The sequence below is a fragment of the Mesoterricola sediminis genome (assembly GCF_030295425.1).
Taxonomy (GTDB): domain Bacteria; phylum Acidobacteriota; class Holophagae; order Holophagales; family Holophagaceae; genus Mesoterricola; species Mesoterricola sediminis.
Map to the genome: position 1 here is coordinate 307,627 of NZ_AP027081.1, position 16,742 is coordinate 324,368.

The 16,742-nt window shown below is 70.3% G+C and carries 16 protein-coding genes and 1 riboswitch; of the genes, 8 read left to right on the forward strand and 8 right to left on the reverse strand.

The window, feature by feature from the left end; all coding sequences use genetic code 11:
- Positions 1 to 82: 82 nt before the first annotated feature.
- A complete protein-coding gene (locus tag R2J75_RS01320) occupies positions 83 to 310 on the forward strand; it encodes an acetyl-CoA carboxylase biotin carboxyl carrier protein subunit (protein ID WP_243330209.1) in 228 nt (75 codons plus the stop codon).
- Positions 311 to 355: 45 nt separating this feature from the next.
- Positions 356 to 1,645 (forward strand): dihydroorotase, encoded by a 1,290-nt coding sequence (locus tag R2J75_RS01325; RefSeq protein WP_394365904.1) that lies wholly within the window; start codon positions 356 to 358, stop codon positions 1,643 to 1,645.
- A 3-nt stretch (positions 1,646 to 1,648) separates the two neighbouring features.
- Here the strand turns inward: R2J75_RS01325 and R2J75_RS01330 are convergent, their stop codons facing one another.
- The 7 genes from R2J75_RS01330 to R2J75_RS01360 all read right to left on the reverse strand — a co-directional run bounded on the left by R2J75_RS01330 (position 1,649) and on the right by R2J75_RS01360 (position 10,878).
- Entirely contained in the window at positions 1,649 to 2,680 is a 1,032-nt protein-coding gene (locus tag R2J75_RS01330; protein ID WP_316410932.1) for an MraY family glycosyltransferase, read from the reverse strand.
- Between the two features lie 315 nt (positions 2,681 to 2,995).
- Positions 2,996 to 5,776: a polysaccharide biosynthesis/export family protein gene (locus R2J75_RS01335; RefSeq protein WP_316410933.1), complete on the reverse strand. Its 2,781-nt coding sequence runs from the start codon at positions 5,774 to 5,776 to the stop codon at positions 2,996 to 2,998.
- Between the two features lie 77 nt (positions 5,777 to 5,853).
- Complete coding sequence (locus R2J75_RS01340) at positions 5,854 to 7,434, reverse strand: capsule assembly Wzi family protein (protein WP_316410934.1); 1,581 nt, start codon at positions 7,432 to 7,434, stop codon at positions 5,854 to 5,856.
- A 68-nt stretch (positions 7,435 to 7,502) separates the two neighbouring features.
- The gene (locus R2J75_RS01345) at positions 7,503 to 8,408 is read right to left on the reverse strand and encodes a PfkB family carbohydrate kinase (protein ID WP_316410935.1); all 906 of its coding nucleotides are present in this window, start codon (positions 8,406 to 8,408) and stop codon (positions 7,503 to 7,505) included.
- Between the two features lie 51 nt (positions 8,409 to 8,459).
- Positions 8,460 to 8,539, reverse strand: a riboswitch (S-adenosyl-L-homocysteine riboswitch).
- 41 nt (positions 8,540 to 8,580) lie between these two features.
- Complete coding sequence (locus R2J75_RS01350) at positions 8,581 to 9,624, reverse strand: SPFH domain-containing protein (protein ID WP_243330222.1); 1,044 nt, start codon at positions 9,622 to 9,624, stop codon at positions 8,581 to 8,583.
- A gap of 37 nt (positions 9,625 to 9,661) precedes the next feature.
- Positions 9,662 to 9,964, reverse strand: coding sequence for a PepSY domain-containing protein (locus R2J75_RS01355; protein WP_243330223.1), 303 nt, complete (start codon positions 9,962 to 9,964; stop codon positions 9,662 to 9,664).
- Positions 9,961 to 10,878 carry a formyltransferase family protein gene (locus R2J75_RS01360; protein ID WP_243330225.1) on the reverse strand — a complete coding sequence of 306 codons (918 nt, stop codon included), beginning with the start codon at positions 10,876 to 10,878 and terminating at the stop codon, positions 9,961 to 9,963. Before R2J75_RS01360 ends, R2J75_RS01355 begins: the two co-directional genes overlap by 4 nt.
- A gap of 102 nt (positions 10,879 to 10,980) precedes the next feature.
- Between R2J75_RS01360 and R2J75_RS01365 the strand changes: the two genes are divergently transcribed.
- From R2J75_RS01365 to R2J75_RS01375, 3 genes are all read left to right on the forward strand, one after another.
- Positions 10,981 to 12,150 carry a tetratricopeptide repeat protein gene (locus R2J75_RS01365; RefSeq protein WP_316410936.1) on the forward strand — a complete coding sequence of 390 codons (1,170 nt, stop codon included), beginning with the start codon at positions 10,981 to 10,983 and terminating at the stop codon, positions 12,148 to 12,150.
- Between the two features lie 144 nt (positions 12,151 to 12,294).
- On the forward strand, positions 12,295 to 13,551 hold the full coding sequence (locus R2J75_RS01370; RefSeq protein ID WP_316410937.1) for a glycosyltransferase: 1,257 nt from the start codon (positions 12,295 to 12,297) through the stop codon (positions 13,549 to 13,551).
- On the forward strand, positions 13,548 to 14,768 hold the full coding sequence (locus R2J75_RS01375) for a glycosyltransferase (protein WP_243346022.1): 1,221 nt from the start codon (positions 13,548 to 13,550) through the stop codon (positions 14,766 to 14,768). Before R2J75_RS01370 ends, R2J75_RS01375 begins: the two co-directional genes overlap by 4 nt.
- Before the next feature lie 5 nt (positions 14,769 to 14,773).
- Here R2J75_RS01375 and rfaE2 read toward each other — a convergent pair whose 3' ends face one another.
- Positions 14,774 to 15,265 carry a D-glycero-beta-D-manno-heptose 1-phosphate adenylyltransferase gene (rfaE2, locus tag R2J75_RS01380; protein ID WP_243330232.1) on the reverse strand — a complete coding sequence of 164 codons (492 nt, stop codon included), beginning with the start codon at positions 15,263 to 15,265 and terminating at the stop codon, positions 14,774 to 14,776.
- Positions 15,266 to 15,324: 59 nt separating this feature from the next.
- Between rfaE2 and R2J75_RS01385 the strand changes: the two genes are divergently transcribed.
- The 3 genes from R2J75_RS01385 to rpsG all read left to right on the forward strand — a co-directional run bounded on the left by R2J75_RS01385 (position 15,325) and on the right by rpsG (position 16,678).
- Positions 15,325 to 15,600 carry an FmdB family zinc ribbon protein gene (locus R2J75_RS01385; protein ID WP_243330235.1) on the forward strand — a complete coding sequence of 92 codons (276 nt, stop codon included), beginning with the start codon at positions 15,325 to 15,327 and terminating at the stop codon, positions 15,598 to 15,600.
- Between the two features lie 201 nt (positions 15,601 to 15,801).
- A complete protein-coding gene (gene rpsL, locus R2J75_RS01390; RefSeq protein WP_243330238.1) occupies positions 15,802 to 16,200 on the forward strand; it encodes a 30S ribosomal protein S12 in 399 nt (132 codons plus the stop codon).
- Positions 16,201 to 16,207: 7 nt separating this feature from the next.
- Positions 16,208 to 16,678 (forward strand): 30S ribosomal protein S7, encoded by a 471-nt coding sequence (gene rpsG, locus R2J75_RS01395; protein ID WP_243330239.1) that lies wholly within the window; start codon positions 16,208 to 16,210, stop codon positions 16,676 to 16,678.
- Positions 16,679 to 16,742: the final 64 nt, after the last annotated feature.

The window sequence follows — 16,742 nt, forward strand, 5'->3', positions numbered from 1 at the left end:
GTCCCAACTTTTTTTCGTGTCCGGCAATCTTGCGCGATTGGTGGGTTTACCATACTTTCCTCGCATAACCTCGGAGGGACGCATGATCATCAGGGCTGAATGGCCGGGCTACGTCGTGGGCGTCCTGGTTAGCCCGGGGCAGGAAGTCGAAGAGGATGAGTCCCTTATGCTTCTCGAAGGCACGGATAGCGGCCACACCCCCTTCTACGTCAGCGCGCCCGAATCCGGGAAGATCAAGCGGATCCTGCTCGAGGAGGGGGACTTCGCGGAGGAGGATGACGAACTCCTCGAATTGGCCGAGATGGAGTGAGGCCGTCGCTGCGGCGGTTCCGCTAAGATGAAGGGGCATTCGGAGATTTCCATGCCCCTTCTCATCAAGAACGCTCGGCTGGTCGATCCGTCCCAGGGCCTCGATGAAACCACGTCCCTGATCATTGACCAGGGGAAGGTGGCTTCCGTGGGGGTGGGACTTCCGGAGCCCGCCGGCGCGGAGCTCCTCGATGCGGCGGGGCGTCTGGTGCTGCCCGGCTTCATCGACTTGCATGTGCATTTCCGGGAACCAGGGCAGACGGCCAAGGAATGCATCGAAACGGGTTGCCGTGCGGCCGTCGCGGGGGGGTTCACCTCCGTGTGCGCCATGGCCAATACCAAGCCGGTGAACGATTCGGTGGCCATCACCGAGATGATGTTGAACCGTGCGAACAAGGCGAACCTTTGCCGGTACTTCCCCCTGGGGACGGTGACGAAGGGCGCCGCCGGCGAGGAACTCGCCGACTACGGCACCCTCAAGGCCGCGGGGTGCGTCGCCTTCAGCGACGATGGGCTGCCGGTCATGAACGCCTCCATCATGCGCCGGGCCCTGGAATACACGGCCTGGCTCGGCGTTCCCGTGGTGGCCCACGAGGAGGACGTCAATCTGGCCGCCAAGGGCTACATGAACGAAGGCGCCGTCAGCGCCTTCCTCGGTTGCCACGGCATCCCCGCTGCCGCCGAGGAGGCCATGGTGGCCCGCGACATCGTGCTCGCTGAGCACACCGGCGGCCACCTTCACCTCGCCCATCTCAGCACCCGCGGGGCCCTCCGCCAGGTGCGCGAAGCCAAGGCCCGCGGCCTGAACGTGACCTGCGAAGTGACCCCCCATCATTTCGCCCTCACCGACCGGGAGATGACCCGGTTCGACGCGGATTTCAAGATGAACCCGCCCCTCCGCACCGAGGCGGATGTGGAGGCGGTCCTGGAGGCGATCGCGGACGGGACGGTGGATGCCATCGCGACCGATCACGCGCCCCATGCCTGGGATGACAAGGAATGCGAACTGCGCGACGCCTCCTTCGGTGTGATTGGCCTCGAGACGGCCTTCCCCCTGGCCCTGGAAATCCTCGTCGGGCGGGGGGTGATCGGCCTGTCCCGGGCGGTCGAACTCTTCACCCAGGGACCCGCGCGGGTCTTCCATCTGGATCGCCTGGGGCTGGGCAGCCTCGCGCCCGGGTCCGAGGCCGATTTCGTCCTGGTGGACCCGGAAGCCCGCATCGACGTGGATCGGGCCTTCGTCCAGTCCCGGAGCTTCAACACCCCCTTCAAGGGCTGGAGCCTGCCCGGGCGGGTCGTGGGGACGTGGGTCGGCGGGCGCCGGGTCTGGGGCTGAACCCTACCGACGGGTGACCAGGAAGAAGGCGACCAGCCACTGGAAGACGGTGAGGTTCTTCGCCCAGGCCGTCTGTTTCTCGGGCTTGGCGGAGGGAACCGGGCTGGTGACGGGACCCGCCTGGGGGAGGCTTGCGGCTTCAGCAGGCACGGGACGGGTCTTCAGGACCACGAAATAGGCGGAGGTGGTCAGGAGCGCGGCAAGGCCGGCCACGGGGATGACAAGCCAGGGCCCGGCCAGGTAGATCTCCGAGGCGCACATGGCCGCGAGCAGGAGCAGGTAGGGCACCGCGGAGTTCGCCAGGGCCGGCCACCGGTCCTTGATCTGAAAATGGAGGTGGTTGCGGTCGCCGACAGAGACGGGCTTCCGGAGAAGAAGCCGGATGACGACGACGGTGAGCACGTCCACGATCGGGTAGGCGAAGAGCCAGAGGAGATGGTTGGGCCTGGGCATGGCCAGGGCCTTGAGGCCCGAGATGACCAGGAGGAGGCCGATGGAGAGGCTGCCGCAATCACCGAGGAACAGGCGGGCCTTGGGCCAGTTGAGCAGGAGCAGGGCCGCCAAGCCCCCCATCAGCATCGGATGGACGGCTCCTGTGATGGCCAGGGAGCCCAGGGTGACGAGGGCGAACCCGATGGCCAATCCGTTGGCGCCATCGATGAGGTTGAAGCCGTGAGGGATGCACCAGAAAAGGAGCACCAGGAGGGCGAACGTGATCCCGGGCAGGGGAGGGAAGGTGATTCCCAGGATCTCGAAGGCCTGGAGGCCCTGGGCTACCAGATGGAAGGTGGCGCCCGCCGCCAGGATGATCGCGACCGCGAGCCCCAGGGTGGCCTTCCAGCGGGCTCTGAGATCCATCCGGTCGTCCAGGAACCCGAGGATGCCCATCGTAGCGACCGCGCCCACTTCCAGGGGGGTGTAGGGCGACCGCGAGCCGGCCACCGCATGCAGGCCGACCAGGGTCAGGAGCAGGGCGAGGCCTCCGACCCGGGGGATGGGGCCCTTGTGCTGTCTACGGCCCCCGGGTATGTCCATCAGGCCGAGCCGCGGCGCCAGGCGGATCACGCCCTGGCATGCCGCAAGGCACACCACCAGGGCTAGGATCGCTTGAAGAAGGTTGCTCATCTCAAAAAGGGTCTGGAGCGGTCGAGGTGAAGACAGGAGTAAAAAGTCTACCACCCAGGCCTGGGTCTCGCCAGAAAAACGGCGGGAGAATCGGGTCTCTCATGAAGAATTCACTTGTTGAATTCTGTGAAATAGGCGTCGGCCATGGACTAAAAACCCAGCTTGCGGGCGGTCGTGGGTTGCGGGGTTGCCGTGTCCCCATGCAATCGGGTTGATCCGACTGGGTTACCTGACCTTGATCGCGTTGAGGAGCAGCGCGAGCGGCGTGAGGGCATTGACCGTTTCCACCCAGGTCATGTCGCGCTGGATGCGCTGCGGGACGAGGATGGCGTCGCCGGGCTCCACCGGCTGGCCCATGACGCTGCTGTCCAGGATCCGGCCGTCCGCTTTGAGCAGCCGCAGGTTGCTCTTGTCGGCATTCCGGGTGAAGCCGCCGGCCATGATCACCACCTCCTTCACCTTCATGCCTTCCTTCACGTGGTAGGACATGAAGGGGCTGGCGGTTTCGCCGATGATGTAGGCGCTGTCCGAGGTCTTGGGAATGATCAGCTTGTCGCCGTCCTGCAGGTCCACGTCCAGGGCAGGGTCGCCGCTCATGATGGCGGGGATATTGACGACGAGCCGGTCCAGGGTGCTGGTGCCCAGGCCGTGGAGGAGGGGTGGCCGCAGGAGGGCCCCGGAGTTGGGGTGGCGCTTGGTCTCGCTGAGGCGCTCCAGAACGCTATTGATGCCGTTGAGGTTGGGGGCCTTGGTGTCGCCATTCTGGACGTCCTCGGCCTTGAATTCATTGGGGTTCGGGGTGCGCAGGGGGCGGAGGAAGATGGTGGCCTTGGGCATGGCCTCGGGGGTGAGGCCCCCGGCCCGGGCGATGATCTCCCGGATGCCGACCCGGTCCTTGTCCAGGGTGTAGATGCCGGGGCGGTTGACCTGGCCGATGAGGGTGACGGTGCGGTGGGCCCGGTAGTCGGGTTTTCCGTAGATGGAGAGCTGGTCCCAGGGCTTGATGAGGGGGTTGACGGCCTCGTCCTCGAGGCGGATCGGGCTGGAGCCCTCGTCGGAGAGGAGCTTGGACAGATCCAGCTTCCGGACCTCGCTGGGGATGCCGTCGCGGGTGTGGGCCAGCTCCGCCACGAACCGGTTGGCCTCGCGCTGGGGGATGCCGGCCTGGAAGAGCAGGTCCGAGGCCCGCATGCCTTCGTGGAAGGCGTAGGTGCCGGGCCGCGCGACGGGGCCGATGATCTCGACGGTGCGGGCCAGGCGCATGTCCACCGTGCGGTACAGCTCCACCCGGTCCCGGTCCTGGAGGGGCACGTTGTGCCCGGGGTCCCCGGCGAGGGCCTTGGCCACGTCGAAGGCCAGGTAGCTGGTGGTCTGGTCGGGGGCGAAGCGGATGATCTCGCCCCGGGCCAGGTAGGTGTCGGGCAGGATCTGGTTCTCGCGCTTGAGGAGGTCGCCCACGCGGAGGCCCTCGGCGCGGGAGAAGAGCCCCGGCACCCGGATCCAGCCGTTGACGGACACGGTCCGGTCCAGGTGGCCCTGGGTGGCGAAGGCGGAAAGGATGTCGCCGCGCCGGAGGGGGGTGCCCGCCGCCCCGTCCACGGGGACCTGGACGGAGTCGATGACCCCGCCGGGCGTCAGACGGCGGAGGGTGAGGGAGCTCTGGGAGGCCTCGAGGGCCAGGCCGCCGGCGTACCGGAGGGCGTCGGCCGCGGTTTCGCCCGGCAGCATCTCGAACTGCAGGCGGGGGGCGGCGCCCATGGTCTTCCAGTGGATGAGCCAGCCTGGGAAGCCGTCGAATTCCCGGTCCCGTTCCGTGGGTTCGTTGGCCTTGTCGGCGGGGATTTCCAGCCGCTGGTCCCCCCGGATGGGGGTCTGGAGTTCCTTGAGGCGCTCTTTCAGCTTCTTGATGTTGGCCTCGAGGGCATCCGGATCGAGGGGGGCGGCCTCGGTGCCCTGGACGGGCGTCTCGAGGGTGCCGTCGGCGCCGATGGTGGGGACGAGGGCCTTGGCCCGGGCGGCGGCGGCGTTGGCGTTCAGGGCGGGCACGCTCTTGAGGCGGGCCTCCTCCAGGGCGATGCGTTCCTTGAGGTCCTTTTCCTCCTTGGCCTTGCGGCTGGCGGCGTCCACCGGGCGCAAATCGCCGGTGGCGGCGACGACCCGGGTGAAGGCGCCCTCCAGGGTGACCTGGTTGAAGGCGAGGGGCACGAAGACGGTGTCGCCGCTCTGGAGGGCGAAGTTCACGTTGCCGAGGCCCTCGGCGCGGAGGGGGTAGAGGTCGAGCTTGTGCACGATGGCGCCGCCCCGCATCACCCGGATCTCCCGGAAGGAGCCGGCGGCGGTGGGTCCCCCGGCGAGGCCGAGCACATTGACGAGGCTGCTGAGGCTCGGGACGAGGTAGGTGCCGGGCCGGTAGACCTCCCCCAGCACCGCGATCCGGATCTCCCGGAGCTTGGTCACGGAGAGATCGACGGAGGTGCGGCTGAACTGCTGGGCCACCTTGGACTGGACCGCGGCCCGGGCCCGGGAGAGGCTGAGGCCGCCGACCTTGACGGAGCCCACCTTGGGGACGACGAGCTGGCCGCGCCCGTCCACGGTTAGGGGCAGCTCGAAGGTGGCGCTCCCGAAGGCGCTGAGCTGGACCTGGTCCCCGGCGCCCAGCACGTAGTCGTCGGAGATGCCGCCCTCGGTCCAGGTGGAGGCGCTCTGGCGTGCGGTGAACAGATCCTCGGCGAAGCGCTTGGGGGCCTTCTCCTTGGCGCGGGCGGCGGCGATCTCGGCCTGGAACCGCTCCTGGTCCTCGTAGGCGGAGCCCTTGGCGGGATCCTGGCCGGCGGAGCCCTTGGCCTGGTCCAGGAGGGAGGCCCGGGACAGGGCCAGGGGCTGGGGCTCGGCGCTGGTCCGGTCCTGGGTCCGGGTCTGGTTCGCCGCCTTGAGGGCCTCGGCGAGGTCCTGTCCGGACAGGGTCGCGACCGACGCGAGGATCAATAAGGAAACCGTGCTGCGCATGCGTTCACCCGTGATTCAACGATCCTAACATCAGAAAATGCCGGCCGCTCCCCGGCGGCCCGCGCCCGGGCGGCCCTTCAACGCCGCCGGGCCCCCGGCGAACGCCAGGCCAGCTCGGCGAACCAGCGGAATCCGTTCCGGGTCCGGCCGGCCACGAATTCCGCCGCGCCGTGCCGGGCCCAGGAGGCGCCCAGGTTGAGGGTCAGGTCCCGGGGCGCCCGCCAGGTCAGGGAGGTGGCCAGGGCCTGGAACCGGTCCTTGGAAGGGGTGCGCCCGGGGTTCGCCGCCTGCCAGAGGGCGGGGTCGTCCCAGAAGGGCCGATCCCCCGCCAACACCCAGGCCGTGGCGGCCAGCGTCGGAGCCAGGTCGCCCTCCACCCGGAGGGTGGTGCAGCGGGTCTCGCCGCCCAGGGACTCCCCCAGAGGATCGCCCTGGTAGTAGAACCCCGTGAGGTAGGTGGCGGAGGCGAAGGTGCGGTGGTACTGCTGGGGGGCGGAGTTGCTCGTGTCCTGGTATTCCAGGCCCGCGCGGACCCGCTCCCACCGCACGGTCAGTCCGAGGGTGTCGTTGGGCACGGCGAGGTTGGGCACCGACTTGCGCTGGGTCTCGGTCCAGAAGAGGTTGACGCGCCCCTGGCCGAGGTTCCGCAGGTCCCGGGACACGTCCTTCCCGAGCCAGTAGAGGGGCCGGTGCAGGAAGGTGCCCCAGTTCCAGGTCACCGCCTTGGTGCCCCGGCTCAGGTAGAAGCGCACGTCCCCGGCCCGCAGGAGGCGCTCCAGGGAGGTGACCCGCATCCGGATTCCCAGGTCCGCCTCGGAGGCGCTGCGGGCCTTGTTCCGGTAGGCGCCCCCGGTTCCCGCCTGGCCTGGATTGGAGAAGTCCATGTCCGATTCGGCCAGGGTGTCCTTGAGGCCGAAGACGGCGGTGGCGTAGTCCCCCAGGCCGTAGCCGTCCGTCATGCCCACGCCCTTGCGGGTGCCCGCGAAGAGGTTGAGGTAGTTCATGTAGAACTCGACGGCGGGGCCGAACCGGGCCTCGACCCGGAAGCCCGAGATCCAGGGCGCCTGGGGGTCCCCGGTCTCCGCGATGGCCTTGCGCCGGCGCTCGGGATCCTGCATGGAGGTGCTGAGGACGCGCCCGTTCTCGAGCCGGCCCAGGAAGGCCTGGAAGCCCCAGGTGCCCAGGTTGACGCCCCGGATGGAGAGGGGGGCCAGGGGGGATTCCACGCGGGCGCGCGGGAAGGGCCTGGCCGACTCGCCCAGGAGGTACCCGCCCCGGAGGCCGTAGCCCCAGACCAGGGGTTCCATCTCGAGACCCGCGAGCCATCCGCCGGGGCTCCGGCGCCACGCGTGACCCCGGTAGAGGGTGAAGCGGGCCCCGCCGTCGGGGTCGCGGTAGGCGAGGCCCGTTCCGGCCACGTCCCAGGCGCCCTTGCCGAAGCCGCCTTCCAGGCTGACGCCCGAGCCCACGAGGCTGTTGCCCAGGCCGAGGCTGTCCGGAAGGGTGGCCGGGGGGCCCTGCCCGTTGCCCGCCCAGAGCCCGCCGCCCCACCAGGAGCCCTGGGCCGCGGGCAGGGCCTCGCGCCGGTTCCAGCCTTCCGGGGCCTGGGCCGTCAGGGGCAGCAAGGGCAGCGCGGCGGCGAGGATCCAGGCTTTCATCGGGCTCCGGGAGCGGTTCGGACCCCATATTCTACAACCGGGGCCACGGTGCACAAGGCTCGAGAGGCTCAGGCCAGGGAGATCATCCGGGTGAAGGCGTCGACGCGGGCCTGGTAGTCGGCGTCCTGGAGGGACTGGAGGCGCTCGGTGCCGAAGGCCTGGACGGCGAAGCTGGCCATGACCGTCCCGGCCAGGGCGGCGCGCTTCAGGACCGGAAGATCCAGGGTGCCGGCCTGGGCGAGGTAGCCCAGGAAGCCGCCCGCGAAGGTGTCGCCGGCCCCGGTGGGATCCTGGACGTCGGCGAGGGGGAAGGCCGGGGCGGGGAAGGCGCCCTCCGGGGTGAAGAGCAGCATGCCGTACTCGCCGCGCTTGACGACGAGGATGCGGGGACCGAAGGTGCGGATGCGCTCATAGGCCTTGACGAGGTTCCGTTCGCCGGTGAGGGACCGGGCCTCGGCCTCGTTCACCAGGAGGATGTCGATCTCCTTGAGGACCTCCATCAGGGCCGGGCGGGCACCGTCGATCCAGAAGTTCATGGTGTCGAGGGCGGTCCAGCGGGGCCGGGTCTTCATCTGCCGCACCACGTCCAGCTGGAGGACGGGGTCGATGTTGCCGAGGAAGAGGTAGGGGGCCTCCCGGAAGGTGGGCGGCAGGTCCGGCTTGAACCCGGCGAACACGTTCAGGTGGGTCTCCAGCGTCTTCGCCTCGTTCAGGTCGTCGCCGTACTGGCCCTTCCAGTGGAAGCTCAGGCCGGGCATCTTGCGGATTCCGGAGAGATCGATGGGGCGCCCGGCGAAGACGCCGAACTCCTCGGGGCCGAAGTCCTCGCCCACCACGGCCACCACCTGCACGGGATTGAAGCGGCTCGCGCTCAGGGAGAAGTGGCTCGCGGAGCCGCCCAGGATGTGGTCCCGGCGGCCGGACGGGGTTTCGAGGTCGTCGAAGGCGACGCTCCCTACGACAAGAAGGCTCATGGGGCGCTCCGGACGTGGCGTTTGGGCCCGCTCCCGGTTCCCGGCGGGATCCAGGGGCGAGCGTCGTTGGGCGGGCGTGGAAACTCCGAGCCTGGGCGGCGGGAAGGCCACCTGCAACGCTCCTCGGAGAACGTTGATCCTACTCTCCGAATCCCTTGTGGCGCAAGGCCTTTCAGGCCATGCCGTGCCGGGACAGGATGACGGCGCGCTGCTTGTCGAATTCCGCCTGGGTGATGAGCTGGCTGTCGAAGAGGTCCTTGAGCTCGGTGAGCTCCTCCTTCAGGGATTTGGCCGGCGCCGGGGCCGCCGGGGCGGCCTGCCCCGCGGGGTAGGGGGCCTGGGCCATCTGGCCCATGGCGCCTCCCATCTGCTGGCCCATCATGTTCCCCATGCCCACGCCCATGCCGACGCCCATGCCCAGGCCGGCGATCCCGCCGGGGTTCTGGGCCGCCAGGGGGATGGAATCCGCGACCTGCATCTGGGTGTAGGCGCCCATCACGGGGGCCATCATCCCCACGGAGGCGCGCTTGTCCATCATGGCCTCGACCTCCTCGGGGAGGCTGATGTTCTCGATGAAGAGCTTCGAGCACTCCAGGCCCATGGTCTGGAACTCGGGATCCATCTTCTGCCGGAGCAGGTCGGAGAGCTCGTCATACCGGGCCGCGAGGTCGAGGGCCGGGATCTTCGCCTCGCCCAGGGCGTCGGTGAAGCGGCTGACGAGGCTCTTGCGGAGCTGCTCGGTGATGTCGTCCTTGGTGTAGAGGCCGTTGGTCCCCACGAGCTCCTTGAGGAAGCGCTTGGAATCCTTGACCCGGATGGAGTAGATGCCGAACGCCCGGATCCGGAGGACGCCGAAGTCGGCGTCCCGCATCATGATCGGGTTGGAGGTGCCCCAGCCCAGGTCGTTGTAGAGCCGGGTGTTGGTGAAGTAGACCTCGGACTTGAAGGGGCTCTCGAAACCGTACTTCCACCCCTTCAGGTCGGCGAGGATGGGGAGGTTGCGGGTGGACAGGGTGTGGGTGCCCGGCGCGAAGGTGTCGGCGAACTGGCCCTCGGAGACGAAGGTGGCCTCCTGGCTCTCCCTGACGACCAGCTGCGCGTTGTTCTTGATCTCCTGGTTCCGGACAGGGAACCGCCAGGCCAGGACGTCGTTGGAATCGTCCAGCCATTCGATGATCTCGATGAATTGGGCTTTGCCCCAGTCCGTCAGACCCATACAGGCCTCCTCCCGGCTATGGCCGGCGCAAGGAAGTTTACGACTGTTTGCGCTTTTTGGTTGAGCCGGGCGGTGGAATCCGGGTCCGGGTGTGCACGGACCGGGTGTCCGCGTCGACGATGCACCGCCAGCCCCGGTCCTCGCCCGGGACCTCCAGGTCCACCTGCCATCCGCAGGTGGCGCCGTTCAGGGGTACCCGCCGCGCGGAGACGGCGATTCCGCCGGTCTCCTTCTCGGCGATGGCGCGGGCCTCGGAGGCGGTCCGGACCGGGCGCGCCCGGGTCGGGACCGCTGCCCCGAGGGACGCGGCCAGGGCCAGGAGGAGGGCAGGGCGGATCACGGGGCTTCGGGCACGCCGAGGGACGCCAGCCACGCGGCGTGGTCCGTGGGCCTTTCGCTGCGCTCCCCGTTCCGGCGGAGGGCGTGGAGCCGGAGGGCCCCGTCCCGGAAGCCCAGGAGGACGCCCTCCCCGGTCGACCTGAAATGCCCCGCGGGGCAGGCCTCGGCCGACGGCAGGGCCCAGGCGACCTGGAGCCGGCCCGCGGAGGTCTCGATGAAGGCGTTGGGCCAGGGGTCGGCCACGGCCCGGACGAGGTTGAAGGTCTCGGCGAGGCCGGCCCCGAAATCCAGGCGTCCGTCCTCCGGCTTCCGTCCGCCGAAGTAGGTGGAGGGGCCCAGGGCCTTCTGGGAGGTGCGGGGCGCCGTCCCGGCCGCGAGGGCCGGAGCGAGTTCGCGGACGAGGGCCCGGGCGGCCTTCGCCGAACGAAGCGTCAGGCTGAGGGCCGTCTCGTCCCAGGCGATGGGGAGGCGGGCCTGGCCGATGATGTCCCCGTCGTCGGGTTTGGCCGTCATGGCGTGGAGGGTGATGCCGGTCTCGGGCTCGCCCTTCACGAGGACCCAGTTGATGGGGGCCCGTCCCCGGTAGGCGGGGAGGAGGGAGCCGTGGAGGTTGTAGGCCCCCAGGCGGGGGAGGTCGAGGACCCGCTGCCGGATCATCTCCCGGAAGTAGAAGCTGAAGATGAAGTCGGGGGCCTCGCGCCGGATGGCCTCGTACACGCTGTCGGCGTTGAAGTCGGGCTCCATCCTGACCGGGATGCCCCGGGAGGCCGCGAGGTCGGCGGGGGGCGTGAACCAGGCCTCGCCGGGGTGCTGGGGGTAGGTGTAGAGGGCCTTGATGTCGAAGCCCGCCTCGAGGAGTCCCGCCAGGGCCTCGTGGCCGACGGGAGAGAAAGCGCATACGATGGCAGTCGGCATGGGGCTCCCAGAGGTCCTGAGCCAGTCTAACCCCGGTCCCTTCCAGGACGTAACCTGGGGGGGGGAAACCGGCCCGGCCCTCCCGTTCGACAAGGTGGATCCATGAGACTGACCTGGCTGATGCCCTTGGCGATCGCCGCGGCCCTCCCCGCCGGGGCGCAGGTCGCTCCCGCGGCCGGACAGGCGCTCCCGGTCCCGGCCCTCGGCGGCGCCGCCCCGGGCCTGCCCGAGCAGCTCGCGCCTCCCCAGGAGGCGGATCCCTTCTACCTGCCGCCGGCCGCCCGGGAGTTCGTGTACCGGGCCACCGCGCCCCAGCCCAGCGTCCACACCAAGCTCCAGAGCCTCCTGAGGGCCATCTTCCGGCCCCGGAACGACGGGGGGATGGGCCTCGTCTACGACAACGGCCGGACCCGGACGGTGGCGGAGGTCTGGGCCGAGGGCAAGGCCAACTGCCTGTCCCTGACCGCGTTCTTCGTGATGGCCTGCCGCTCCATCGGGATCCACGAGGAGTACGCCGAGGCCGTGAACACGAACCACTGGCGGAAGGTCGGGAGCCTGATCCAGTTCGAGCGCCACGTCGTCGCCCTGACCTCCATGGCCCCCATGGCCGACCTCATCGCCGACTTCGTGCCCGACCTGAGGAAACGGGTGGGGGCCTACGTGGTGACGATCCTTCCCGAGCCCCGGTTCCGGGCGCTGTTCTTCAGCAACCGCGCCGTGGAGGCCCTCACCGAAGGCAACCTGTTCGACGCCAAGACGAAGGCCTCGCAATCCCTGCAGGCCGACCCCGGCTCCAGCGTGGGCTGGAACATCCTCGGGGTGGTGCAGGTGCAGATGGGGGACCTGGAGGCCGCGGAGGCCTCCTACCGCAAGGCCATGGCCCTGGACCCGCGCGACGGCGCGCCCCTGGGCAACCTGGAGGTCCTCATGCGGAACCAGGGGCGCCTCGAGGAGGCCGGCGCGTTCCGGGAGCGGGCGGAGTCGGTGCGGCGGAAGGATCCCTACTACCACGCCTACCTGGCCGAGGAGGCCCTGGGGGCCGGGGATCTCGCCGAGGCCGCCACCCGGATCCGCGGCGCCCTGAAGATCCTGCCGCGGGACCCGGACTTCCTGCTCCTGTCGGCGAGGATCAAGCTGGCCGAGGGGGACCTGGAGGGGGCCATGAAGGGCATCGAGGAGGCGCGGAAATTCGCGGATCCCATGGAGCGGGCGCGCTACGACTCCAAGCTCGAGGCGATCCAGGGGATGAAGGAGGGGAAGCCCACGCCCTGAAGGTTCATTTGTCAGGCGGGGAAATTTCCGGGAGACTGGTTCCATGCAGGAGGACCGGGAGCCCCCAACCCTTCAGGGAGTCGCATGTATTTTTTCAACAGGATGCGAGCCTTCGAGAGGTCGTGGGGGAGATCTGTCAGCCGGTTGCTGACCGGACGGTCCTGGCGTCCGCCGGAGCCCGAGCCGGCTGAGGCCGCCCGAAGGCTTGCCTGGGCGGAGGGCGCCCTGGCCGGGAAGGGCCCGGGCGACGGGCTCCGGTTCGCCCTGGTGGGGCCCCTTCCGCCCGCCGCCACGGGCATCGCCCACTTCGGCGCCACCTATTTCCAGGCCCCGGGCTGGGCCCCGGACGTCTACGCGCCGGGGAGCCTGGACAGCTTGGCCGCCCAGGCGGAAAGGTGGCCCTCCGCCCGGGTGCTCCCCCTGGAAGCCCTGGGCGCCCCCGGAACCCTGGACGCCGATGTCGCCTGCGTGCTCCAGATGGGCAACTCCGCCCACCACGTGGAGACCCTGGCCGCCTTCACCCGGGTCCGGGGGGCGGGGGGGCGCCGCATCGTCTACCTCCACGACGCGCAGCTCGTGCGCCTGTGGACGGCCCGGTTCGGTTCGGACCCCTTCCGCATCCGCCGGTTCTACCGCGAGCACTACCCCGACCGGACCTTCGGGCTCATGGACCTCTACATGCCCCAGGACGCGGAATCGGCCACCCCCCGGGGCATCCGGCCCCTGGTGGCCCTGACCGCCCCGGACCTCCTGGTGGTCAACAACGCCTTCTGCGCGGACCTGGTGCGCCGGGACCTGGACGGGTGGGGGGGCGCGCCCCCGATCCGCCAGCTCTTCCACCCGATCCCCGCCCGCCCCAACGGGGTCCAGCAGCCGCCGCGCCGGCGCCGGGTGGGCCACTTCGGCGCCATCGGGAACGGCAAGCGCATCGAGGTGCTCCTCGAGGCCATGGGGCAGGTCACCGCCCAGGAGCCGGCCACCCTGGTGCTGGCGGGCTATGAGGTGGGCCGGTTCGCCCACCGCCACGGCCTGGACCGCCTGCCCTGGATCGAGATCCACGATTCCCCGCCGGATGACCGGCTCACGGCCCTCATGGAATCGGTGGACGTGGGCGTGCAGATGCGGAGCCAGACCCAGGGCGAGTCCTCGGGGGTGGTCGCGCAGCTCCTCTCCCTGGGCCGGCCCGTGATCGTGAGCCGGACCGGGGGCTTCGCCGAGCTGGGCGACGCCGTGACCATGGTGGATCCGGAGGCCGGGCCCCGGGAGGTGGCGGAGGCCCTCGAGGCCGCCCTGCGGGACCCCCACGACGCGAAGGCGGGCGACGTCCTCCGGAGCCACGGCCTGGAGGCCTTCCACCGGGCCTTCGAGGCCCTCCTCGACGCGCCCGGGAGCGGCCGGTGAGCCTCCGGATCGTCCACGTCGTGGCCCACGGCTTCCTGCCGCCCCACGACGGCGGGCGGCTCAAGGCGGCCTGCCTCGCCACGGCCCTGGCCCGGTGCGGGGACCTGCACTGGGTGAGCCTGGACGACGACCACCGGGCCCGGGGGGCCGGGGCGCCCCCGGCGGGCCTGGACCTCCCCTGGGGCGGCAGCGGCACCTGGCACGGCTTCATGGGCCAGTCCGCCAAGCGCCGTCCCTTCCCGCGGAGCGTGGGCGGCTGGCTCCGGGCCGCCCGGGCCGGGGTCCGCCTTCCCCTGCCGTGGATGCCCTACTCCGAGCGCCACGGGGAGGTCCAGGCGGCCCTGGCCCGCCTCCGGCCCGACCTGGTGGTCGCGGACGAGACCCTCCTGGCCCCCTTCGCCGCCTTCGCCCCGGCGAAGTGGCGCGTCGTCCACACCCACAACCACGACGCCGCCCTCCTGGCCCAGGAGGTCTTCGCGGCCGGGGGGCGGGGACACCAGGCCCGCGCCGCGGCCCGCCTCGTGCGCATCGAGCGGGAGATCTTCCCCCGCCTGGACCAGGTCTGGGGCGTCCGGGAGGCGGACCTGGAGGCCTACCGCGCCGGAGGGGTGGACGGCTCGAAGCTCTTCCTGGCCCCCAACGTCATTCCCGACCCCTGCTTCCTGGACGGCGAGGCCCCCCTGCCGCCGGGACGGGCCGTCTTCTTCGGATCGCTCTGGTACCCGCCCAACCAGGACGCGCTGGCGTGGCTCCTGGACCTGTGGCCGCCGGTCGCGGCCGCGCTGCCCGGGGCGCGGCTGACCCTGGCCGGCAGGGGCTGTCCCGGGGCCCTGGAAGCGCGGGTCCGCGCCACGCCGGGCCTGGACCTGGCCGGCTTCGTGCCGGACCTGGCCAGCCTCCTCCGGGCGTCGGGGGTGGCGGTCATCCCCCTCCGGGCCGGGGGCGGCACCAAGATCAAGACCCTGGAGGCGATGGCCGCCGGCCTTCCCATCCTCGCGACTTCGGTGGCCGCGGAAGGGCTGGGGTTGCGGGACGGCGAGCACGCGGTGATCCGCGATGAGCCGGAGGCCTTCCGGGAGGCCCTGGCGGCCATGCTGCGGGAGCCCGGCGCCTGGCGCGCCATGGGCCTGCGGGCCCGGGACCTGGCCCGGGAGCGGTTCTCCCAGGCGGCCCTCGACGCGGCGGTGGGGCGCGCCGTGGACGCCCTGCGGGGCTGACCGGGTCAGTCCGCGAGCACGCCCCGTCCGGTGCGGATGCGGTTGACGATGGTCGTCGTGCTGTGGCCGGGAAGGAAGGGGATCAGGACGAGCCGGCCGCCCCGGGCCTCCACCACGTCGCGTCCCACCACCGTGTCGGGCGTGTAGTCGCCGCCCTTCACCAGGACATCGGGCTGGAGGGCGGTGATGAGGTCCAGCGGGGTGTCCTCGTCGAACCGCACCACGGCGTCCACGCTGCGCAGGCCCAGGAGCACCAGGGCCCGGGCGTTCTCGTCCTGCAGGGGCCGGGAGGCCCCCTTGAGCCGGGCCACGGAGGCGTCGCTGTTCAGGCCCACCACGAGGAAGTCGCCCAGGGCCCGGGCGTCCTCCAGGTACTGGACGTGGCCGGGGTGGATCAGGTCGAAGCAACCATTGGTGAAACAGAGGGTTGAGGGGCGATCGGGGTGGGCCTGGAGGAAGGCGGCGGCATCCGGGAAGTAGCGGGCGGGTGAACTCATGGACGTCCTGAGATAGAATGTCAAGTTCCGGCCGGACCGGCCGGTCAGTTGAGGATGACATGCCCCTTTACGAATACCGCTGCGAATCCTGCGGCGAGCAGGAAGAAAAGCTTGAGGGCTTCTCTGCTCCCACTGAGCACGCCTGCGAGGCCTGCGGGGCCCCGGCCGGCATGAAGCGCCAGATCTCCCGCACGGCTTTCAACCTGGCTGGCGGTGGCTGGTACGCCGGCGGGTACAGCACCGCGGCGCCGACCCCCAAGGCCGACGCCTCTCCCGCCCCCGCGGCCCCCAAGGGCTGCGCCGGCGGCTGCGCCTGCCACGGCGGCGGCAACTGAACCCGGCCGGAAGACGGGCGGCGCTCCGGTCCGTGGACCGAATTTACACAATGGCGCTGGACATTCCTTGAATTTTCGGTAGGATTTCAGATTCCCGGGACCATCGGTCCCGCGGATTTCCGCCCGACGTCCCCCCGCGGGACCTCTCCGGCGCCGGCCGCAGCGACCGTGTCCTGCGCGCCCAAACCATAGGAGGATGGTGTGCCAACCATCAATCAGCTGATCCGCCAGGGGCGGAGCACCTTCGAGAACAAGACCAAGAGCCCGGCGCTTGACGCCTGCCCGCAGAAGCGGGGCGTCTGCACCCGCGTCTTCACCACCACCCCGAAGAAGCCGAACTCGGCGCTCCGGAAGGTGGCCCGTGTGCGGCTCACCAACGGCATCGAGTGCACGACGTACATCCCGGGCGTCGGCCACAACCTGCAGGAGCACAGCATCGTGCTCATCCGCGGTGGCCGTGTGAAGGACCTCCCGGGCGTTCGCTACCACGTGGTCCGCGGCACCCTCGACGCCACTGGCGTCGCCGGCCGCAACCAGTCCCGTTCCAAGTACGGCGCGAAGCGGCCCAAGGCCGGCGCCGCCGCCGCGAAGAAGAAGTGAGGTAGCCATGTCCCGTCGTTCCAGCCCAGCCAAGCGCGAGATCCTTCCCGATCCCATCTACAACAGCCTCGTCGTCTCCAAGTTCATCAACGTCCTGATGGAGCGCGGCAAGAAGTCCACCGCCGAGCGGATCCTCTACGGAGCGCTCGAGATCGTGGCCAAGAAGTCCGGCGAGGATGCCCTGGAGGCCTTCCAGAAGGCCCTGAACAACATCAAGCCCAGCGTCGAGGTCAAGTCCCGCCGCGTGGGCGGCGCCACCTACCAGGTCCCCGTGGAGGTTCCCCAGAACCGCCGCCAGTCCCTGGCCATGCGCTGGCTCAAGACGTACTCCGCCGGCCGCGGCGAGCGCACCATGCGCGACAAGCTCGCCGGCGAGATCCTGGACGCCATGAACTTCCGTGGCTCCTCCGTGAAGAAGAAGGACGACGTCCACAAGATGGCCGAGGCCAACAAGGCGTTCGCCCACTTCCGCTGGTAGCAGATACCGTCCGCAAAACGGGGCCGATCGAACGGATCGGCCCCGGTTTTTGCCCCCCGCAGTC